General features: G+C 68.6%; 17 protein-coding genes. 13 read left to right on the top strand and 4 right to left on the bottom strand.

Going from position 1 to position 19,588, the window contains the following annotated elements; genetic code table 11:
* Positions 1-6: 6 nt before the first annotated feature.
* Together DID96_RS01390 and DID96_RS01385 are read right to left on the bottom strand one after the other, a co-directional pair.
* Positions 7-1,146: an acyl-CoA dehydrogenase family protein gene (locus DID96_RS01390; RefSeq protein ID WP_124597481.1), complete on the bottom strand. Its 1,140-nt coding sequence runs from the start codon at positions 1,144-1,146 to the stop codon at positions 7-9.
* On the bottom strand, positions 1,139-2,389 hold the full coding sequence (locus tag DID96_RS01385; protein WP_124597480.1) for a CaiB/BaiF CoA-transferase family protein: 1,251 nt from the start codon (positions 2,387-2,389) through the stop codon (positions 1,139-1,141). The genes DID96_RS01390 and DID96_RS01385 overlap by 8 nt, the downstream gene beginning before the upstream one ends.
* Before the next feature lie 108 nt (positions 2,390-2,497).
* Between DID96_RS01385 and DID96_RS01380 the strand changes: the two genes are divergently transcribed.
* The 9 genes from DID96_RS01380 (at position 2,498) to DID96_RS38165 (ending at position 12,884) form a co-directional block, all read left to right on the top strand.
* Positions 2,498-3,409 (top strand): LysR family transcriptional regulator, encoded by a 912-nt coding sequence (locus DID96_RS01380; RefSeq protein ID WP_124597479.1) that lies wholly within the window; start codon positions 2,498-2,500, stop codon positions 3,407-3,409.
* Between the two features lie 80 nt (positions 3,410-3,489).
* Positions 3,490-4,515 carry a succinylglutamate desuccinylase/aspartoacylase family protein gene (locus DID96_RS01375; RefSeq protein WP_124597478.1) on the top strand — a complete coding sequence of 342 codons (1,026 nt, stop codon included), beginning with the start codon at positions 3,490-3,492 and terminating at the stop codon, positions 4,513-4,515.
* 357 nt (positions 4,516-4,872) lie between these two features.
* On the top strand, positions 4,873-5,427 hold the full coding sequence (locus tag DID96_RS01370; RefSeq protein ID WP_124597477.1) for a GNAT family N-acetyltransferase: 555 nt from the start codon (positions 4,873-4,875) through the stop codon (positions 5,425-5,427).
* Between the two features lie 56 nt (positions 5,428-5,483).
* Positions 5,484-6,425 carry an ABC transporter substrate-binding protein gene (locus tag DID96_RS01365; protein ID WP_124597476.1) on the top strand — a complete coding sequence of 314 codons (942 nt, stop codon included), beginning with the start codon at positions 5,484-5,486 and terminating at the stop codon, positions 6,423-6,425.
* A gap of 53 nt (positions 6,426-6,478) precedes the next feature.
* The gene (locus tag DID96_RS01360; protein WP_124597475.1) at positions 6,479-7,828 is read left to right on the top strand and encodes an LLM class flavin-dependent oxidoreductase; all 1,350 of its coding nucleotides are present in this window, start codon (positions 6,479-6,481) and stop codon (positions 7,826-7,828) included.
* A 103-nt stretch (positions 7,829-7,931) separates the two neighbouring features.
* Positions 7,932-9,710 carry an amino acid ABC transporter permease/ATP-binding protein gene (locus DID96_RS39365; protein ID WP_124597474.1) on the top strand — a complete coding sequence of 593 codons (1,779 nt, stop codon included), beginning with the start codon at positions 7,932-7,934 and terminating at the stop codon, positions 9,708-9,710.
* A gap of 46 nt (positions 9,711-9,756) precedes the next feature.
* Positions 9,757-10,689, top strand: coding sequence for an ABC transporter substrate-binding protein (locus DID96_RS01350; RefSeq protein ID WP_124597473.1), 933 nt, complete (start codon positions 9,757-9,759; stop codon positions 10,687-10,689).
* Between the two features lie 536 nt (positions 10,690-11,225).
* Positions 11,226-12,671, top strand: coding sequence for a sialidase family protein (locus DID96_RS01340; protein WP_124597471.1), 1,446 nt, complete (start codon positions 11,226-11,228; stop codon positions 12,669-12,671).
* 42 nt (positions 12,672-12,713) lie between these two features.
* Complete coding sequence (locus DID96_RS38165) at positions 12,714-12,884, top strand: hypothetical protein (protein WP_185732151.1); 171 nt, start codon at positions 12,714-12,716, stop codon at positions 12,882-12,884.
* A 36-nt stretch (positions 12,885-12,920) separates the two neighbouring features.
* Here DID96_RS38165 and adhP read toward each other — a convergent pair whose 3' ends face one another.
* Positions 12,921-13,949, bottom strand: a complete 1,029-nt coding sequence (gene adhP, locus DID96_RS01335; RefSeq protein WP_124597470.1) for an alcohol dehydrogenase AdhP — start codon at positions 13,947-13,949, stop codon at positions 12,921-12,923.
* A 169-nt stretch (positions 13,950-14,118) separates the two neighbouring features.
* Between adhP and DID96_RS01330 the strand changes: the two genes are divergently transcribed.
* From DID96_RS01330 to DID96_RS01315, 4 genes are all read left to right on the top strand, one after another.
* A complete protein-coding gene (locus DID96_RS01330; protein ID WP_124597469.1) occupies positions 14,119-14,460 on the top strand; it encodes a helix-turn-helix transcriptional regulator in 342 nt (113 codons plus the stop codon).
* Positions 14,460-14,939 carry an SRPBCC family protein gene (locus DID96_RS01325; RefSeq protein ID WP_124597468.1) on the top strand — a complete coding sequence of 160 codons (480 nt, stop codon included), beginning with the start codon at positions 14,460-14,462 and terminating at the stop codon, positions 14,937-14,939. The genes DID96_RS01330 and DID96_RS01325 overlap by 1 nt, the downstream gene beginning before the upstream one ends.
* Positions 14,936-15,595: a glutathione S-transferase family protein gene (locus DID96_RS01320; protein ID WP_124597467.1), complete on the top strand. Its 660-nt coding sequence runs from the start codon at positions 14,936-14,938 to the stop codon at positions 15,593-15,595. Before DID96_RS01325 ends, DID96_RS01320 begins: the two co-directional genes overlap by 4 nt.
* A gap of 321 nt (positions 15,596-15,916) precedes the next feature.
* Complete coding sequence (locus DID96_RS01315) at positions 15,917-17,956, top strand: TonB-dependent receptor (RefSeq protein ID WP_124597466.1); 2,040 nt, start codon at positions 15,917-15,919, stop codon at positions 17,954-17,956.
* A gap of 90 nt (positions 17,957-18,046) precedes the next feature.
* Here DID96_RS01315 and DID96_RS01310 read toward each other — a convergent pair whose 3' ends face one another.
* Positions 18,047-19,531 carry an MFS transporter gene (locus DID96_RS01310; protein WP_124597465.1) on the bottom strand — a complete coding sequence of 495 codons (1,485 nt, stop codon included), beginning with the start codon at positions 19,529-19,531 and terminating at the stop codon, positions 18,047-18,049.
* Positions 19,532-19,588 lie beyond the last annotated feature (57 nt).

The raw sequence follows: 19,588 nt of genomic DNA, 5'->3' as shown, positions 1-19,588 counted from the left end.
CGCGCGTTACGCGAGCACCGAGCGCGCGATCACCGTGCGCTGAATCTCCGACGAGCCTTCGTAGATGCGCAGGATCCGCGCATCGCGCACCAGACGCTCGATTCGCATCTCGCGCGTGAAGCCGTAGCCGCCGTGCATCTGCAGCGCGGCATCCGTCACGAACGCGACCGTTTCCGACGCGTACAGCTTCGCCATCGACGCGAGATCCGTGAACGGCTCGCCTGCCGCCCGCCGCGCGGCGGCCTGCAGCGTCAGCAGCCACGCCGCTTCGAGGCGGGTTTTCATGTCGGCGAACGTCCACTGCAGCCCCTGCTTGTTCGCGAGCAGCTCGCCGCCGACTATCCGCTGCTTCGCCCAGTCGACCGCGTCGGCGAGCGCGGCCTCGGCAATTCCGAGGCTCGTCGCCGCGACATCGAGTCGGCTGTTGTCGAGCACCTTCATCGCGGTGCGGAAGCCACTGCCTTCGTCGCCGAGCCGGTTCGCGGCCGGCACGAAGCAATCCAGCGCGACCTCGTGCGCGGGCGCGCCGCGAATGCCCATCAGTTTCTCGGCGGGCGCGACCGTCACGCCGGGTGTGTCGCGATCGACGACGAACGCGCTGATGCCGCGCGTGCCGGGCCCGGGCGCCGTCTTCGCATACACGACGATGAACTGCGCAGCAGCCGCGTTCGAGATGAAATGCTTGACCCCGCGAATGCGGTAGCCGTCGCCTTCGCGCACCGCCTGCGTGGTCATGCCCGCCGGATTGGAGCCGGCCTGCGGTTCGGTCAGCGCGAACGCGCCGAGCTTCGTGCCGGTCGCGGCAGCCGGCAGATAGCGCGCGCGCAGCGCGTCGTCGCCGCCGATCAGTACCGAATCCGTCGCGAGGTAATGAGCGCCGATCATCGATGACGTCGCCGCGCACGCTTTCGCGATCTCGGCGAGCGCGAGAATGATCGCGGCCGGTGACGCGCCGATGCCGCCCCAGCGCTCCGGCAGGTTCATCCCCATCACGCCGAGTTCGGCAAGCGCCGGCACGTAGCGCGTCGTCGCGATCTCGTCGCGGTCGACCTGTGCTGCGTGCGGCGCGAGTTCGGCCTGCGCGAAGCGCCGGATCGCGTCGGCAATCTCGAGGTCGGCGTCGGCGACGCCCAGTCGTTTATGCATCGTGAGTCTCCTGATTCGTTGCGGATGAGGGGGCTGGCTCGGCTTCGGCATGCACGACGCCGGCCTGCGCGAGCGCGGCGACCTGCGCGGGGGCGAGGCCGAGCACGCGTTCGAGCACCGCGCGCGTGTGCTCGCCAAGCCGCGGCGCGCGCGTGGTGCGCGTGCCGGAATACGCGGAAAACTTCACCGGCTGGGCCGGCAGCCGCACGGTCGCGCCGTCGGACGCGGGGGCCTCGACGAGCAGGCCGCGCACACGGGCGTGCTCGCTGTCGAGCGCCTCGCGGACGCTTTGGATCGGCGCGACCGGAATGCCCGCGCCGCTCAGCGCCGCGTTGACTTCCGCGACCGAGTGCGAGCCGGCCCATTGCTCGATACAGGCGCGCAGCACGGATTCGTGCGCGCAGCGCGACGTGTCGGTCGCGAAACGCGGATCGTCGCTCAGCGCCGGCTGGCCGATCGTATCCGCGAGCCGCGCGAACAGCCGGTTGTTGAGCACTGCGACGACGAAGTGGCCGTCGGCGGCGCGATATGCGCCGAACGGCGCGGACGTCGGATGGCGGTTGCCGACCCGCTGTTGCGCGACACCGGTGGTCGCGTAGCGCGCGACGAGCGTTGCGGTCAGGTTCAGCGTCGCGTCGAACATCGACACGTCGACATGGGTGCCGCGGCCCGTGCGATCGCGCGCGACGAGCGCGGCCAGCACACCCCACGACGCGAAGATCCCGCTCACCACGTCCGAGACCGAATCGCCGACCAGCGTCGGCTCGCCGTCCGGCGCGCCAGTCGCATCCATCAGCCCGCACAGCGCCTGCAGAATGATGTCGTAGGCCGGCCGGTGCGATTCGGGGCCGGTCTGCCCGAAGCCCGATACGCTCGCGTAGACGAGCGCCGGATGGCGTTCGGACAGCGCCGCATAGCCGATCCCGAGCCGATCGGCGACGCCCGGCCGGAAGTTCTCGACGACCACGTCCGCCTGGGCGCACAGCGATTGCGCGAGTGCCTGCCCGTCGGCGGTCTTCAGGTCGATCACGACACTGCGCTTGTTGCGGTTCATCGCGCGGAACAGTCCGCTTTCGCCATCGGCGAACGGGCCGATCGCGCGGTAATCGTCGCCGTCGGGCGGTTCGATCTTGATCACGTCCGCGCCGAGGTCGCCGAGCAGCGCGGAGCACAGCGGTCCTGCGAGCACCCGGGAAAAGTCGATCACGCGTATGCCGTCGAGCGGCAGCCTGGACAGAGTCACGGCATCTTTCTCCTGAAGGTCGGGCCCGGTAGGCCGATACGGTGATTCTGGTCGAGCGAGGCGATTAGATAAAATATCGGAATAAATTAACGGCTATAGGATTTTCGTATGGCTTTGTCGCTGAGGTTGCTCCGCTATTTCGTCGCTGCCGCGGAAACCGGCAGTACCACCGCGGCCGCGGTCCAGTTGAGCGTGTCGCAGCCGTCGATCTCGGTCGCAATCCGCGAGCTCGAAGCGTCGTTCAACGATCCGCTCTTCACGCGCGGCGCCGGCACGCGGATGACGCTCACGCATTTCGGCGAACGCAAGCTCGCCGAGGCGCGGCAGCTGCTCGCATCGGCGTTAGCATTCGAGACCGACGATGTGGGCGACGAGCAAGGCGGCGTCGCGCAGATCGGCGTGTTCCGCACCATCGCGCCCGTCTATCTGCCGCGCGCGCTGGCGTTCGCGCAGCAGCGCCATCCGAATCTGTCGGTCCGGTTCGTCGAGGGCGATCTCGCGCAGCTCGACGCATGGCTGCACAAGCGGCAGATCGATTTTGCGCTGATGTACGACGTCGGCCTGCCGGACGACATCGAACGCGAATGCCTTGCCGAGCTGCGGCCCTACGGACTCGTGCCGGCCGCGTCGCCGCTCGCGAAGCGCAAGCGGGCGATCTCGCTGCAGGATCTCGCCGCGCAGCCGTTCATCCTGATCGATTTGCCGCAAAGCCGCGATTTCCTGATGGCGCCGTTCTGGCAATGCGGGCTGTCGCCGAACGTCCGCTACCGCGCGGCGTCGATCGAACTGGTGCGGGCGATGGTCGCAAGCGGGCTCGGCGTGTCGCTGCTGATCACGCAGAGCCCGGAGGCGACGCGTTCGCCGCTCGTGGTCGAATGCCCGATCCGCGAATCCACGGTGATCCAGCCGCTCGTGATCGCGCGGCCCGCTCGGGCGGCGCGCATGGGCGCGTCCGAGCGCGTGGCGGCGTGCGTGCGCGATGCGGTGGCCGAGGCGATGCAGGCGCGTGCGGGGCGGTGAGCGTTCCCGCTTTCATTCCCGTTGTCACTCCAGTTTCCCGATAAGATGAGGCCTTCCGTCCCCGTCATCCCTCCGTGACCATGACCACCCCGCTCCACGCCCGCAACCCGATCCACTGCGAAATCGACCTCGACGCCCCCGGCAAGCACGCCGGCTACCTGCGCCTGCCGCATTCGGTGCACCGTTCCGCGTATGGCTGGCAGCCAATCCCGATTGCGTCGATCCGCAACGGCGACGGCCCGGTCGCGCTCGTGATGGCCGGCAACCACGGCGACGAGTACGAAGGCCAGATCATCGTGTCGCAGCTGATCCGCGAGATCGAGCCGGAGATGATCACCGGGCAACTGATCCTGCTGCCGATGGCGAACTTCCCGGCGGCCGATGCAGGCCTGCGCGTGTCGCCGCTCGACGACGGCAACCTGAACCGCAGCTTCCCGGGCGAACCGGCCGGCACACCGACGCAGATGATCGCCCACTACATCGAGCACACGCTGTTGTCGCGCGCACAGTACCTCGTGGACCTGCACTCAGGCGGCAGCTCGCTGCTCTATCACGGCGGCAACATGCTCGCGATCGATCCGCTCGACGCCGACGAAGCCGCACGGCTCAACGCGCTGCTGCTGGCATTCGGGCTGCCGAACGCGCTGTTGCACGCGCCGAATCCCGTGCATTCGGCGTCGGCCGCGCGCCGGCAAGGCGCGATCTCGATCGTGACGGAACTCGGCGGCGCGGGGATGGCGGATCCGGCGATGATCCGGCTCGGCCGCCACGGGCTGCTCCATTACCTCGGCTTCATCGGCCTGCTGCACGGCACGCTCGTGCCCGACGCGCCGCCGGCCGTCACGCGCTTCATGCGCGTCGACGGCGACCGTCACTTCGTCTATGCATACGAGCGCGGCCTGTACGAACCGCTCGCCGAACTCGGCGACCAGGTGCACGCCGGGCAGCCGGCCGCGTGGATCCACTTTCCCGACACGCCACTGCGCGAACCGGTGCTGTGCCGCTTCAAGGGCGACGGCGAAGTCGTCTGCAAGCGCGTGCCTGCGCAGGTGCAGCGCGGCGATTGCCTGTTCCAGCTCGCGGAGCCGAGCGCCGCGCCGGTCTGACGCGCGTTCGCCGCTCGCTCCGACACCGCAGCGGCGCGAGCCGACACGATAGCCGGCGTGCCGCTTCTCCGGCGCGCCAGCGCATCGCGCACCACCATCCCCGTGCGCGCAACGCGCACCACGCACCGCACCGCGCGTAAAAGCCTTCTGACGCGCGCGACGAAATCCTTATCGAAATTGCTTCGTTCGCCTTTGTCGATCGCGACGGTAACTTAGTCGAAACCGCAGCGGCCGCTTGCCTGTGCCTCGGAACCGGCCTGCTCCGCTGCTGAATCGACAATCGCGCCGCGATAACGGACCGGCCTTCCGCCGGAGCCCGGATATGGACATCCGTGTCGCGCGCCACTCGCGACGCCCATGGCCATGACCGACCGCATCATCGACACGACGCCGCTCGACGCCCGCGCGCAACCGCTGATCGACGCGCTGATCGACGAATACGCGACCCGCTACGACGCATACCGCCCCGACAGCCTCACGTCCGCCCGCGCAGAGCTCGCGCGCTATCCGGCCGAACGGTTCGCGCCGCCGGAAGGCGCGTTCGTGCTGCTGCTGCGCGACGGCGAGACGATCGGCGGCGGCGCGTTCAAGCGCTACGACGCGCAGACGGCCGAGCTGAAGCGCATCTGGACGCGCGCGGACCTGCGCCGCCAGGGCCTCGCGCGGCGCGTCGTCGCGGCGCTGGAAGCGCGCGCCGCGCAGCTGGGCTATCGCCGCCTCTACCTGACGACGGGCTTTCGCCAGCCCGAAGCATGGGCGCTGTACGACGGCACGGGCTACACGCGGCTGTTCGATTCGTCGATCGATCCCGAGCTGTATGTGCACTTGCCGTTCGGCAAGGACCTCGTCGAGCGCTCGCGCACCGCGACGCTCGCCGATCTGTGGGCGCCCGAGCCGGCCGTGCCGCGCTGAACGGGCATGCCGCGCCTTCGACTCCCTTCCCCGTATCCGACAAACAGGACGCTTTCATGCAACGAGCCGCACCTATCGCTTCATACGCGCTGCGCACGCTCGCCGTCGCGCTGATCGGCATCACGGCCTTCGCCGCGACCGCCGCGACGTTCGACCTGAGCCCCGAGCAGCGCGGCCGCCCGCGCGGCAGCGCGGATCCGGCCATCGAGCGCGCGGTGCCGGCCGCGTTCAAGTTCGCCGAGCCGGGCACGTTCACGATCGGCATCGCGCCGAGCCTGCCGCCGATCAGCTCGTACGCGACCGACGCGCGCACGGTCATCGGCTTCGATGCCGACATCGGCCAGCTCGTCGCGGACAGCCTCGGCCGCAAGCTGAAGATCGTCGCGCTCGCATGGCCCGACTGGCCGCTGGCGCTCGAGTCGGGCAAGGTCGACGCCGTGCTGTCGAACGTGACGGTCACCGAGGAGCGCAAGCAGAAGTTCGATTTCTCGAGCTACCGCAAGGACCAGGTCGGCTTCTACGTGCGCAACGACAGCAAGATCACCGCGATCCGCGAGCCGAAGGACGTCGCGGGGCTGCGCATCGTGACCGACGCCGGCACCAACCAGGAAAAGATCCTGCTCGCGTGGGATCGCGAGAACGTCGCGCACGGGCTCAAGCCGGTCGCGGTCCAGTACTACGACGACCAGGCGATGCGGGTCGTCGCCGTGCAGTCGGGCCGCGCCGACGCGGTGTTCAGCGTGAATTCGGTGCTCGCGTACCAGAGCGCGCAACAGGGCAAGACCCGGCTCGTCGGCGCGATCAGCGGCGGCTGGCCGCGCACGGCCGATATCGCGATCGCGACGCGCAAGGGCAGCGGCCTCGCCGGGCCGCTGACGCTCGCGCTGAACGGGCTGATCACGAACGGCCGTTATCGGCAGGTGCTCGACCGCTGGAATCTCGGTTCCGAGGCGATCGACGAGGCGCGCACCAATCCGCCGGGCCTGCCGAAGTCCTGATGACCTGCAGCCGGAATCCCGACATCCCCCTGAAAACCCCACACGAGACGCCCATGACCCGACGATCCATCACTTTCGGCCTGATGCTGCAAGGCGCGGGCAGCCACATGAACGCATGGCGGCATCCGAGCAACCCGCCGGACGCGAGCATCAACCTCGACTTCATCACGCGGATCGCGCGCAAGGCGGAGGACCACGGCATCGCGTTCGCGTTCGTCGCGGACGGCCTCTACATCAACGACAAGTCGATCCCGCATTTCCTGAACCGCTTCGAGCCGCTGACGGTGCTGTCCGCGCTCGCGGCCGCGACGCACAAGATCGGGCTCGCAGGCACGATTTCGACGTCGTACAGCGAGCCGTTCACGGTCGCGCGCCAGCTCGCGTCGCTCGACGTGATCAGCGGCGGGCGCGCGGGCTGGAACGTCGTGACGACGCCGCTCGAAGGCACCGCGAAGAACTTCGGCAAGGTGCATCCCGAGCACGCGCTGCGCTACGAGATCGCCGACGAATACCTGAGCGTCGTGCAGGGGCTATGGGACAGCTGGGACGACGACGCGTTCGTCCGCGACCGCGCGAGTGGCCAGTTCTTCGCGCGCGACGGGTTGCATACGCTCGATCACCACGGCCGCTTCTTCCAGGTCGCGGGGCCGCTGAACATCCAGCGCTCGCCGCAGGGGCAGCCGGTGATCTTCCAGGCCGGCTCGTCGGATGCGGGAATCGGGCTCGCGGGCAAGTACGCGGACGCGGTGTTCACGCATTCGCCGTCGCTCGACGAGACGCACGCGTTCACGCAGCGCGTGAAGCAGAGCGCGGTCGATCACGGCCGGCGTGCCGACGACGTGAAGATCTTCCCCGGCATCGGGCCGATCGTCGGACGCACGGCGGCCGAGGCCGAAGACAAGTACCAGGCGATCCGCAACCTGCTGACGGTCGACGAGGCGCTTGCGTATCTCGGCCGCTTCTTCGATCACCACGACTTCACGCAATACTCGCTCGACGCGCCGTTCCCGGATCTCGGCGACATCGGCCGCAACAGCTTCCGCTCGACCACCGACCGCATCAAGGCAGACGCGGCGCAACACGGGTGGACGCTGCGCGAGACGGCGCTCGAAGTGGCGACGCCGCGGCCGAACTTCATCGGCACGGCCGCGCACGTGGCCGACGAGCTCGTCCGCTGGATCGACGCGGGCGCGGCCGACGGCTTCATCCTCGGTTTCCCGGTGCAGGCGCAGGGCGTCGACGATTTCGTCGAGCTCGTGATTCCCGAACTCGAAGCGCGCGGCCGGTATAGCCGCGACCTGCCGGGCAGCACGCTGCGCGATCACCTCGGCCTGCCGCGCAAGGCGAGCCGCTACGCGTCGGCCGATCCGGCGCGCGAGACAGTCGCCGAAGCGCAGGCCTGAGCGCAGATCCGCTGCCTATCCGCCGCCTATCCGCCGCCTATCCGCCGCCGACCGTGGCTGAGCTGCGCGCGGCGCACCGACCGATTCGAGGACCCGCATCGACATGAGCGACACCACCCATCTCGGCGGCGCGCTGCCGCCGCTATCTTCCCCCGCCGCGCGCGACGCCGGCGCTCGCCTGCGGATCGTGCCGGTCCGGCACCGTTCGGCCACGGCCGGCACCGCGCTCGCCGTCGTGCTGATCGCGCTCGCGCTGTACTCGATCCTCGGCAACCCGCAGTGGGGCTGGCCGGTATTCGCCGAATGGTTCTTCTCGCCGCCGGTGCTGTCCGGGCTCGCGCGCACGCTGCTGTTGACCGTGCTCGGCGCGCTGTCCGGGCTCGTGCTCGGCGCGTTCGTCGCGCTCGCGCGGCTGTCGCGGTCGCGCCTGCTGGCGGCGAGTGCGTGGACGTTCATCTGGCTGTTCCGCTCGATTCCGCTGATCGTGCTGCTGCTGATCCTGAACAATCTCGGCTACCTGTACGAGCACGTTCGGCTCGGCGTGCCGTTCTCCGGCATCACGTTCTTCGACGTGCCGACGACCGAGCTGATCAGCCCGTTCTTCGCGGCCGTGCTTGGCCTGACGCTGAACTACGCGGCGTTCTCGGCCGAAGTGATTCGCGGCGGCATCCTCGCGGTCGACCAGGGGCAGCTCGAGGCCGCGGCGGCGCTCGGCCTGCCGCGCGGCCGCCAGACGGTCAGGATCGTGCTGCCGCAGGCGATGCGCGCGATCCTGCCGACCGCGTTCAACGACCTGATCTCGCTCGCGAAAGGCACGTCGATGGTGTACGTGCTCGCGATGCCCGAGCTGTTCTACACGGTGCAGGTGATCTACCGCCGCAATCTCGAGGTGATTCCGCTGCTGATGGTCGCGACCGTCTGGTATCTGATCATCCTCACCGTGCTGTCGGCGATCCAGGTGCAGGTCGAGCGGCACTATGCGCGCGGCGCACTGCGCAATCCGCCGCCGTCCGCCCTCACCTTCGCGCTCGCGCGCGCCAGTGCGCTATGGCGGCGGGTACGGTCACGCAATGCCATCGACGCGACGGCCGCGCCCGACCGCGACGCCGTCGCGCCGCGCCTCGGCGGCGAAGTGGTCGTGCACGGCATCTCGAAGCAGTTCGGCGCGCAGCGCGTGCTCGATCGCGTGTCGTTCGTCGCGCCGCGCGGCAGCGTGACGGCGATCGTCGGGCCGTCGGGCTCCGGCAAGTCGACGCTGCTGCGCACGATCAACCATCTGGAGCGCGTCGACGACGGCTTCATCGACATTGACGGCGAGCTGATCGGCTACCGGCGCGATGGCGACGTGCTGTACGAACTGAAGGAACGCGACGTGCTGAAGCGCCGCACCGAAGTCGGTATGGTGTTCCAGAACTTCAACCTGTTCCCGCACCTGACCGTGCTCGACAATCTGGTCGAGGCGCCCGTCGCCGTCGGCGGTGCGACGCGCGACGCGGCCGAACGCGCCGCGCGCACGCTGCTCGCGCGCGTCGGGCTCGCCGACAAGGCCGACGCCTATCCACGCCAGCTGTCGGGCGGGCAGCAGCAACGCGTCGCGATCGCGCGGGCGCTCGCGTTGCGGCCGAAGGTGCTGCTGTTCGACGAGCCGACGTCGGCGCTCGATCCGGAGCTCGTCAACGAGGTGCTCGACGTGATCAAGGAACTCGCCCGCTCCGGCACGACGCTCGTGATCGTCACGCACGAGATCGGCTTCGCGCGCGAGGTCGCGGACAACGTGCTGTTCATGGAGCACGGGCGTGTCGTGGAGGCGGGGCCGCCTGCCGTCGTGCTCGATGCGCCGACGCATCCGCGCACGCGCGAATTCCTGTCGCGGGTGCTGTGACGTCCGCGCGCCCGTCCGGCGCGCCCCAAACGAGCGATTCGAACCGATGATCGACCGACGCCTGTTCATCACGGCCGCACTGGCCGCTTCCACCGGCCTGCCGTTTCGCGCGGCGCTTGCCGCCGCACCGGTGGCGGATCTCGACCCGCGCCAGGCGGGCCGCGTGCGCGCCCCGCAGGACGCGGCGGCGATCCGTGCGGCGAGCGGCTATCGCTGGGTGCGCGACGGCGCATTGACGGTCGCGATCTCGCCGCATGCGCCGCCGGTGTCCACCTACGCGACGGACGCCCGCACAGTGGTCGGCGCCGATCCCGACTATGCGCAGCTCGTGGCCGATGCGCTCGGCCGCAAGCTCGAGCTGGTGCCGATCGCGTGGGCCGACTGGCCGCTCGGGCTCAGTTCCGGCAAGTACGACGCGGTGATTTCGAACGTCGGCGTGACCGAGAAGCGCAAGGAAAAATACGATTTCACGACGTACCGGCTCGGGCTGCACGGCTTCTACGTGCGCAACGCGAGCCCGATCGTGAAGATCGCCGAGCCGAAGGATATCGCCGGGCTGCGGATCATCACCGGCGCGGGAACGAGCCAGGAGCGGATCCTGCTCGAATGGAGCCGCCGCAACGTCGCGCAGGGGCTGAAGGCGACCGAGCTGCAGTATTTCGACGACGAAGCAGCCGCGCGCATTGCGCTGCTGTCCGGGCGCGCCGACGCGGAGCTGAACCCGAACGCGGCGCTCGCCTACGAGGCGGCACGCGAGGGCAAGCTGCGCCGTGTCGGGCTCGTCAACGCGGGCTGGCCCGCGAACGCGGACGTCGCGATCGCGACGCGCAAGGGCAGCGGGCTTGCCGCCGCGCTGACGCTCGCGACCAATACGCTGATCGGCAACGGTCGTTACGGACAGGCGCTTGCGCGCTGGGGGTTGCAAAGCGAGGCTGTTGCGCGCGCAGAGACGAATCCGCCGGGGTTGCCGGCGTTCTGAGCCACACCGGCTGCTCTTCGCAGAACGATTCGAGCGTTCCCTACAACTATCGCGGCATCGACTCGTCGCGGACGGCGCGTTTATCCGCTTGTATTCGCGTATATTTTCGCGCGCTTTCCCGCAAATTTTCCCGGTTGACGACGCGCGATCCGGCAACACCTACCGGCTACGTCCTGTTACAAAAAATGCCTGCTGCCCCGGGGTTTTGTTCGCCTACATTGCAATCCGTTTCGACGCATTCGTCGTATCGAGCAGACCGGGGGTACCCGCCCGATAACCATGACGCGCGGGTTCCAAAAAGCAAGAATCAACAGGAGTCTTGACCGATGCGCTGGCGGACCCCAGCGAAGGCGGATTGCGATGGCTGAAGCGGCAATCTGAACGACGTGCGCTGGCGCGCTGTGCCGCTGCCGCTGCACGAGCGCCGTGCGTTCACGTTCCGTGCGCGGACCCGCACGCGGCTCGCCGCTGCGTGACGGCACGCGATGCCGCGGCCTGTCAGGCCACTGCTTCCGCATGTCACCGAGGAGCAGTCCATGCGACGCACTACCCTGCCTCACCCGTTCGTTACCCGACTGACCGTTGCCGCCGCGCTGGCATTTGCGGCCGCCGCGCACGCGGACCCGTTGCGCGTATCCGGGCCGAGCCCGTTCGCCGCCTGCACGATCGGCGGCCCCGGCACGGTCTACGTGAACGCCGAGGTCGAGCCGTGGCTCGCGGTCAACCCGGCCAACCCGTCGAACATGATCGGCGTGTGGCAGCAGGATCGCTGGTCGAACGGCGGCGCGCACGGCCTCGTCGCGGGCTACTCGTTCGACGGCGGCGCAACCTGGGCGCAGACGCCGCAACCGTTCAGCGCATGCGCGCCGGGCGGGCTGCCTTACGAGCGGGCGTCCGACCCGTGGGTGTCGATCGGGCCGGACGGCACCGCGTATTCGGTGTCGATCTCGTTCAACCAGTCGAACAACAGCAATGCGGTCGCGGCATCGGTGTCGACCAACGGCGGACAGACGTGGAGCAGCCCGACGCTGCTGATCGCGAACAACGAGCCGACGACGCAGTTCTTCAACGACAAGGAATCGGTGACCGCGAACCCGGTGAAGGCCGGCACCGCGTATGCGGTGTGGGACCGCCTCGAGCTGCCGAACGGCAATCCGTACGCGAACCTGCACACGCAGGCCTACCGCGGGCCGACGTTGTTCTCAAAGACGACGGACGCCGGCAACACGTGGAGCGCGCCGCGGGTGATCGTGAACGTGCCGTCGCGGCAGCAGACGATCGGCAACCAGATCGTCGTCGATCCGAAAAGCGGCACGCTTTACGATTTCTTCGACCTGATCCAGCCGCCATTCAGCCAGGCCGCGGGCAAGGTCGCCTTCATCAAGTCGACCGACGACGGCGCGACGTGGACGAAACCGCAGGTGATCGCCGGGCTGCAGACGGCGGGTGTGACCGATCCGAACACCGGCGAGCCGGTGCGCACGGGCGACATCATTCCGGAGCCGGCGATCGATCCGGCGTCCGGTCAGCTCTATGTCGTCTGGCAGGACGCGCGCTTCAACGGCGGCACATACGACGAGATCGCGCTGTCGACGTCGCGCGACGGCGGCGCGACGTGGAGCGCGCCGCTGCAGGTGAACACGCCGACCGGGCGGGCGGCGTTCAACCCGTCGGTGCGCGTCGACAACACGGGCGCGGTGATGGTCACCTACTACGACTTCCGCGACCTGCTGGCCGGCAACACGACGACGCTGCCGACCGGCTTCTGGCGCAAGATCTCGCATGACGGCGGCAAGACGTTCGCTGACGAGCGACGCGTTGGCGGGCCGTTCGACCTGAAGGTCGCGCCGTATGCCGAGGGCTTCTTCATCGGCGATTACCAGGGGCTCGACGTGATGCCGGCGTCGTCGTTCCATCCGTTCTTCATCCAGACCAACCCGGGCAATCTCGCAAACCGCACCGACGTGTTCTTCGCGCAGTGACGGGCGGACCGGCCGCCTGCGGGGCGGCCGGTCCGCGTCCGCGTGATGTTCTCGCGCCGGCGCCTCCCCTTCCGTTTCGCGCAGCGCATCCTGTATCGCGGCGCGGGCCTCGACGCGGTATGGCCGCAGTTCGTGATTCTGTTCGCGATCGGCGGCGTGCTGTTCCTGCTGTCGCTGAAGCGGTTCCGCAAGACCATCGGGCAGATGGCGTGACGGCGTGTCGCGCTTTGCCGCGCGACACGCCACCACTCATCGCATCTCGGTCAGCACGATGCGTCCGTCGACCTGGCCCGCGCGCAGCTTCGCGAACACGTCGTTGATGTTGCCGAGCCGGTCGCGGTGGATGTGCGCGCGCACGAGCCCGTCCGCCGCGAAGTCGAGCGACTCCTGCAGGTCGCGCCGGGTGCCGACGATCGAGCCGCGCACGGTGATGCCGTTCAGCACGGTCGAGAAGATCGGCAGCGGGAAATCGCCGGGCGGCAGGCCGTTGAGCGCGACCGTTCCGCCCCGCCGCACCATTCCGAGCGCCTGCGCAAACGCGCTTTTCGACACCGCGGTGACGAGCACGCCGTGCGCGCCGCCGATCGCCTTCTGGATGACCGCGGCCGGATCGTCGGTCGATGCGTCGATCGTCAGCTCCGCGCCGAGCTGCTTCGCGAGCGCGAGCTTCTCGGGCGCGACGTCGATCGCCGCGACGTGCAGGCCCATCGCGCGCGCGTATTGCACGGCGACGTGTCCGAGCCCGCCGATCCCGGAGATCGCGAGCCATTGGCCGGGGCGCGTGTCGGTCACGCGAATGCCCTTGTAGACCGTCACGCCCGCGCACAGGATCGGTGCGATCTCGTCGAACGCGACTTGCGCCGGAAGATGGCCGACGTAATCCGGATCGGCGAGCACGTATTCCGCGTAGCTGCCATTCACCGAGTAGCCGGTGTTCTGTTGCCCGTGGCACAGCGTCTCCCAGCCCGAGTGGCAATACTCGCAGTGGCCGCAGGCCGTATATAGCCACGGCACGCCGACGCGGTCGCCTTCCCGCACGTGTGCGACGCCCGCGCCGACCGCCGCGACGACGCCCACCCCTTCATGCCCCGGAATGAACGGCAGCGAAGGCTTCACAGGCCAGTCGCCGTCGGCCGCGTGCAGGTCGGTATGGCAGACGCCCGACGCCTTGATGTTGACGAGGATCTGGCCGGGGCCCGGCGTCGGCACCGGCACCTCCTCGATACGCAATGGTTCGCCGAATGCGTGCACCACGGCCGCTTTCATGGTTTGCGTCATGTGTCGCTCCTGTCTGGTCGTTGAGCGACCCAGTATCCGCACGCGGAATCGGGGCCGGTTGACGCGCATCAACGGGCGCGCAGTGCGCAGCGCAGGCGCGGCACTCGGTCGCGCAGCAATACTTAAGCGTTGGCTTGACTTTCCGGTGAACACGTCATAACTTAAGTGAATGATTGAGTATTCTGAACAACTTGACAGAGCCTTTCACGCGCTCGCAGACGCGACGCGCCGGGGGATGCTCGAGCGCCTGTCGCGCGGGCCGGCGTCGGTGAGCGAACTGGCCGAGCCATATGACACGTCCCTCGCCGCGATCCATCAGCACGTGCAGGTGCTCGAGGCGAGCGGGCTCGTCGTCACGGAAAAACACGGGCGCGTGCGCGAATGCCGGATCTCCGCCGAGGCGGTCCAGCGTGTCGAAAACTGGCTGAGCGAGCGTCGCGTCCTCTGGGAGAGCCGCTTCGATCGCCTCGGCAAACTGCTTGAAAGCAACGAACTCAAAGGAGACGACTGATGGCGGATACCCCGTTTTTCCACGGCACCTTCACGCTGAGCCGCGTGTGGGCGGCCCGGCCCGATCGCGTGTTTGCAGCTTGGGCCGATCCGGACCTCAAGGCCCAGTGGTTCACCGGTCCGGCGGAACACTGGACGCTGCTGCGCCGCTCGATGGATTTTCGGGTGGGCGGCGCCGAGGTGCTGGAAGGCCGCTTCAACGAAAGCGGCATGGTGACGCTGTTCGAGTCCCGCTATCACGTGGTTGAACCGGCCCGGCGCCTCGTCTATACCTACGACCTCCATCATTCCGGGCGCTTTCATTCGGTCACGCTGGCGAGTCTCGAACTCGAACCGCAGGCGGACGGGACGCGCGTGTCCTACACCGAGCAGATCGTGTTCCTGGACGGCAAGGACGGCACCGCCGATCGCCGCCACGGGTCCGGACTCATGTACGACATGATCGAGGGCGTCCTTCGATCCTCCGGAGCCCTCCAATGACGGTCGCACTTTACGGGCACCCGTTCGCGTCGTTCGTCTGGAAACCGCTGATTGCGCTCTACGAGCGCGAGGTGGCCTTCACGTTCCGGATCGTCGACCCCGATCATCCGGACAACCAGGCGCGCATGGCGGCGCTCTCGCCCACCGGGCAGTTTCCGGCGCTGGTCGACGGGGACACGGAGATCACGCAGAGCAATGCCGTGATCGAATATCTCGACCTGTTTCATGGCAACGGCAGGCCGATGGTGCCGGCGGACCCGCGCGAGGCGCTGGACGCGCGGATGATCGCCGACGTGTTCGACGATTACGTGAACGCGCCGATGCAGCGGATCGTCGGCGATGCGTTGCGGGCGGAAAACGAGCGGGACCCGCGCGGCGTTGCCGACGCGCATGCGCTGCTGGATCGCAGCTACGCATGGCTGGACACGCGTCTGCAGGCGAAGGAATGGGCCGCGTGCGGCCGGTTCACGATTGCCGATTGCGCGGCCGCGCCGGCGCTGTTCTATGCGGACTGGGTGCATCCGATTCCCGAACGCCATGCCACGCTCGCCGCATACCGGGCCCGGCTGCTGTCCCGGCCGTCCGTGGCCCGCGTCGTCGACGAGGCGCGGCCTTATCGGCACTTCTTTCCGTTGGGCGCGCCCGAGCGCGACTAGGGCGCATGCAGGGCCAACGGACTGGTCACGGTGATCGTTTCGCGACCGCCCCCGCCGCGGGGGCGGGTTGTCATTTCGCAATGATATAACATATCATTTTGCCTTCGTGACGCTCGCCGACTGCCAACCGACCGGCAGGCGCCGTCACGTCTCGCTTCGGCGGGTCATTGCGCGCTGTTGACGCAACAATATATCGTATCAAAATGGCGCGCACCGACTCCCGCTTGTCCGAATCCGACAACCTATCCGACCATGCGCGACCACCCTCGTCATCCTCTTCGTTCTCTTCACCCGCTTCGCCCGCTCTCACCGCTTTCCCTGATGCTGCTCGCCACCGTGGCCCACGGACAGGCCAATACACCGCTCATGCCGCCCGCGACGCCCGACCAATCCACCGATCGCCCGCTCCCGCCGATCTTCGTCACCGCGAACCCGCTCGGCGGCGCGCAACTGATCGCACCGACCGCGCAACTGTCCGGCGACGCGCTGACGCGCCGTCAGGCCGATTCGCTCGGCGAGACGCTGAACGGCCTGCCCGGCGTGTCGACGACGACTTACGGCCCGATGGTCGGCCGCCCGATCATCCGCGGGATGGACGGCGACCGGATCCGGCTGCTGCAGAACGGCGTCGCCGCCTACGATGCGTCGTCGCTGTCGTACGACCACGCAGTGCCGCAGGATCCGTTGACGATCGAGCGCGTCGAGATCGTGCGCGGCCCGGCCGCGCTGCTGTACGGCGGCAATGCGGTCGGCGGCGTCGTCAACACGATCGACAACCGCATTCCGCGCGAAGCGATCGAAGGCGTGACGGGTGCGCTCGACGCGCGCTACGGCGGCGCGAACTCGGTGCGCGCGGGCGCTGTGCAGGTCGAGGGCGGCAACGGCCGCTTCGCGTTCCACGTCGATGCATTCGATCGCGAGACGAGCAAGCTGCGGATTCCCGGCTACGCGCACAGCGACGCGCAGCGCGCGCTCGACGGCCCCGATGCGCCGCAGCCGACCGGCAGCGTGCCGAACAGCGACGGCCGCGTGCACGGCGGCTCGGTCGGCGCGGCGTACACGTGGGCGGACGGCTTCACGGGCCTGTCGTACAGCGGTTACGAGTCGAACTACGGCTCGGTCGCCGATGACAACGTGCGGCTGCGGATGCGCCAGGAGCGCCTTGCGGTCGCGTCCGAGGTGCGGAACCTGCGCGGGCCGTTCTCGCAGCTGAAATTCGACTTTGCGTACACCGATTACCGGCACAAGGAAGTCGACAACGGCGAAACCGCGACGATGTTTCGCAATCGCGGCTATGAGGCGCGCATCGAGGCGCGGCATCGCAAGGTCGGCCCGTTCGAGGGTGCGCTCGGCGTGCAGTTCGGCCAGAACACGTTCTCGGCGCTCGGCGATGAGACGCTCGTGCCGAGCACGCGCACGACGAGCGTCGCGCTGTTCGGCCTCGAGGAATGGCAGGTGTCGGATGCGCTGAAGCTGAGCGTCGGCGGGCGCTACGAGCATGTGAAGCTGCAGCCCGATCCGGCGGGCGTCGCGAAGTTCGCGCTCGCGCAGCCGCGCGACTTCAACGCGGGCAGCGTGTCTGCGGGCGCGCTGTTCTCGCTGACCTCCGTGTGGTCGGTTGCCGCGAACGTCGCGTACACGGAGCGCGCGCCGACGTTCTACGAGCTGTATTCGAACGGCCCGCACGACGCGACCGGCCAGTTCCTGATCGGCAACCCGAACGCATCGAAGGAAAAGGCGGTGTCGACCGACCTGTCGCTGCGCTATGCGAGCGGCCCGAATCGGGGCAGCGTCGGCGTGTTCTACAACCGCTTCTCGAACTACCTGACCGAGTACAACACAGGCCGTGTCGTCGACGGCGACGGCGAGCCGGTCGCGCCCGGCACGGACGGCGCGCTCTACGAGGCGGTCTATCGCGGCGTGCGCGCCGAGTTCTACGGTGTCGAGCTGGACGGCAAGTGGCGCGCGTTCGCGCGGCGCGGCCATACGGTCGATCTCGAACTGACCGCCGACTACACGCACGCGCGCAACGTCGACACGGGCCAGCCGCTGCCGCGCATCGCGCCGCTGCGCGCGACGCTGGCTGCCGACTACGGATACGGGCCGTTCGGCGCGCGCGCCCAGGTCACGCACGCATGGGCGCAGCACCGCGTGCCGGACAACGACCTGCCGACCGCCAGCTACACGTCGCTCGGCGTGATGCTGACCTACAAGTTCCGGGTCGGCGCGACGCATTGGCTCGCGTACCTGCGTGGCGACAACCTGACGAACCAGGACATTCGCTACGCGAGCTCGGTCGTGCGCGGCTTCGCGCCGGAAGGCGGCCGCAGCGTGATGGCCGGTTTGCGCACGACGTTCTGACCGCGTGGTCCTGCCGGACAGACAGGGGCGGCGGCCGTGGATCGGCGTGGCCCCGCCCCGTCGGGCATCGCGGCTGCGCAATCGCGGCATTCAGCGGGACAGATCTTCGAGCGCGACATCGCGCGTTCTCGGCCCGAGCAACCCGATCGCGGCAATCACGATCGCCATGGCTGCCGAGATGAACACGAACACGCCGGGGACGCCGAATTCGCGCAGGCACCACGCAATCACGAATGATGAAAACATCGCGCTCACGCGGCTCCACGAGTAGACGAAACCGACCGCGCGGGCGCGGATGCTGGTCGGGAACAGCTCGGCCTGATAAGCGTGATAGCTGTACGAGATGATGTTGCCGGCCAGCACCAGGCACACGCCGAGGCTGACGAGCAGCACGGTCTCGCGCGCCTGGCTGAACAGCAGCCCGCATACGACGTTGAGCGCGGCCATCCCGACGATCACGGCCTTGCGCTCGAAGCGGTCGGCGATCAGCAACCCGACGAGCGGCCCGATCGGTGCGGCGATCGCGATGATCGACGCGTACATCAGGCTCGTCGTCACCGTGATGCCTTGCTTGACGAGCAGCGTCGGCACCCAGTTCGCGAAGCCGTAATAGCCGACCGTCTGGAACACGTGGAAGATCACCAGCATCGCGACGCGCTTGCGATACGGCGGCACCAGCAGGTCGCGGAACGCGGCCTTCGCGCGCGCCGGCGCGGGTTCGGCGGGCAGCGGCAACGGCTGCCCCGTTTCGCGTTGCACGCGCGCCTCGAGCCGCGCCATCACCGCCTCGGCCTCGTCGATCCGCCCTTGCTGCGCGAGCCAGCGCGGGCTTTCCGGCAGGCGGCGGCGGATGAACCACACGCCGATCGCGGCGACGACGCCGATCAGCACCACGCAGCGCCAGCCGTCGAGCCCGAGCACCGTGCGCGGCACGAGCCCGTACGACAGGAACGCGACCGCCGGCACCGCGCAGAAGCCGACCGCCTGCGAACACGCGGACGCGCGGCCGCGGATGTGCTTCGGCACGAGTTCGGAGATATAGGTGCCGATCGTGACGATCTCGACGCCGATCCCGATTCCTGCGATGAAACGCCACAGGTTCAGCCCGAACGCGGTGTCCTGGAACGCCATCACGATGTTGGCCGCCGTGTACCACAGCAGCGACCACGTGAAAATCGCGCGCCGTCCGAAGCGGTCGGCGAGAAAGCCGCAGCATGCGGTGCCGATGAACAGCCCCGCAGACAGCGCGGCGATGAAGCTCGCAACGCCGCTCGTGCCGAACAGCCCGTGCGTGGTCGCGGTCAGCAGGCCGCTCCTGATCAGCCCCGGCGCGATGTAGCCGGAAAACATCAGGTCGTACACCTCGAAGAACAGCCCGAGGCTGAGCAGCATCACGAGCTGCCAGATCGTGCGCGTCGCCGGCAGCCGGTCGAGGCGTGCGGAAATGCGCGCGGCCGCGAGCCGCGTGTCGATGGGCTTCGCGTGCGCGCCGGCGGGCGCGAGCGCATCGCCGTGCGTGCCGAGCCCGCCGCTGACGGCTGGCTGTGCGGAAAGGATCACCTTGGACGATTCCATCGTCTGTCTCCGGGGTGGCCGGTCTGTCGCCGGTCCTTGGTTGAGCAGGATACTGCG

The organism is Burkholderia sp. Bp8963 (genome assembly GCF_003854275.1).
Taxonomy (GTDB): domain Bacteria; phylum Pseudomonadota; class Gammaproteobacteria; order Burkholderiales; family Burkholderiaceae; genus Burkholderia.
The sequence above is the reverse complement of the archived record's forward strand: the minus strand, read 5'-3'. Positions and strand labels throughout refer to the sequence as shown.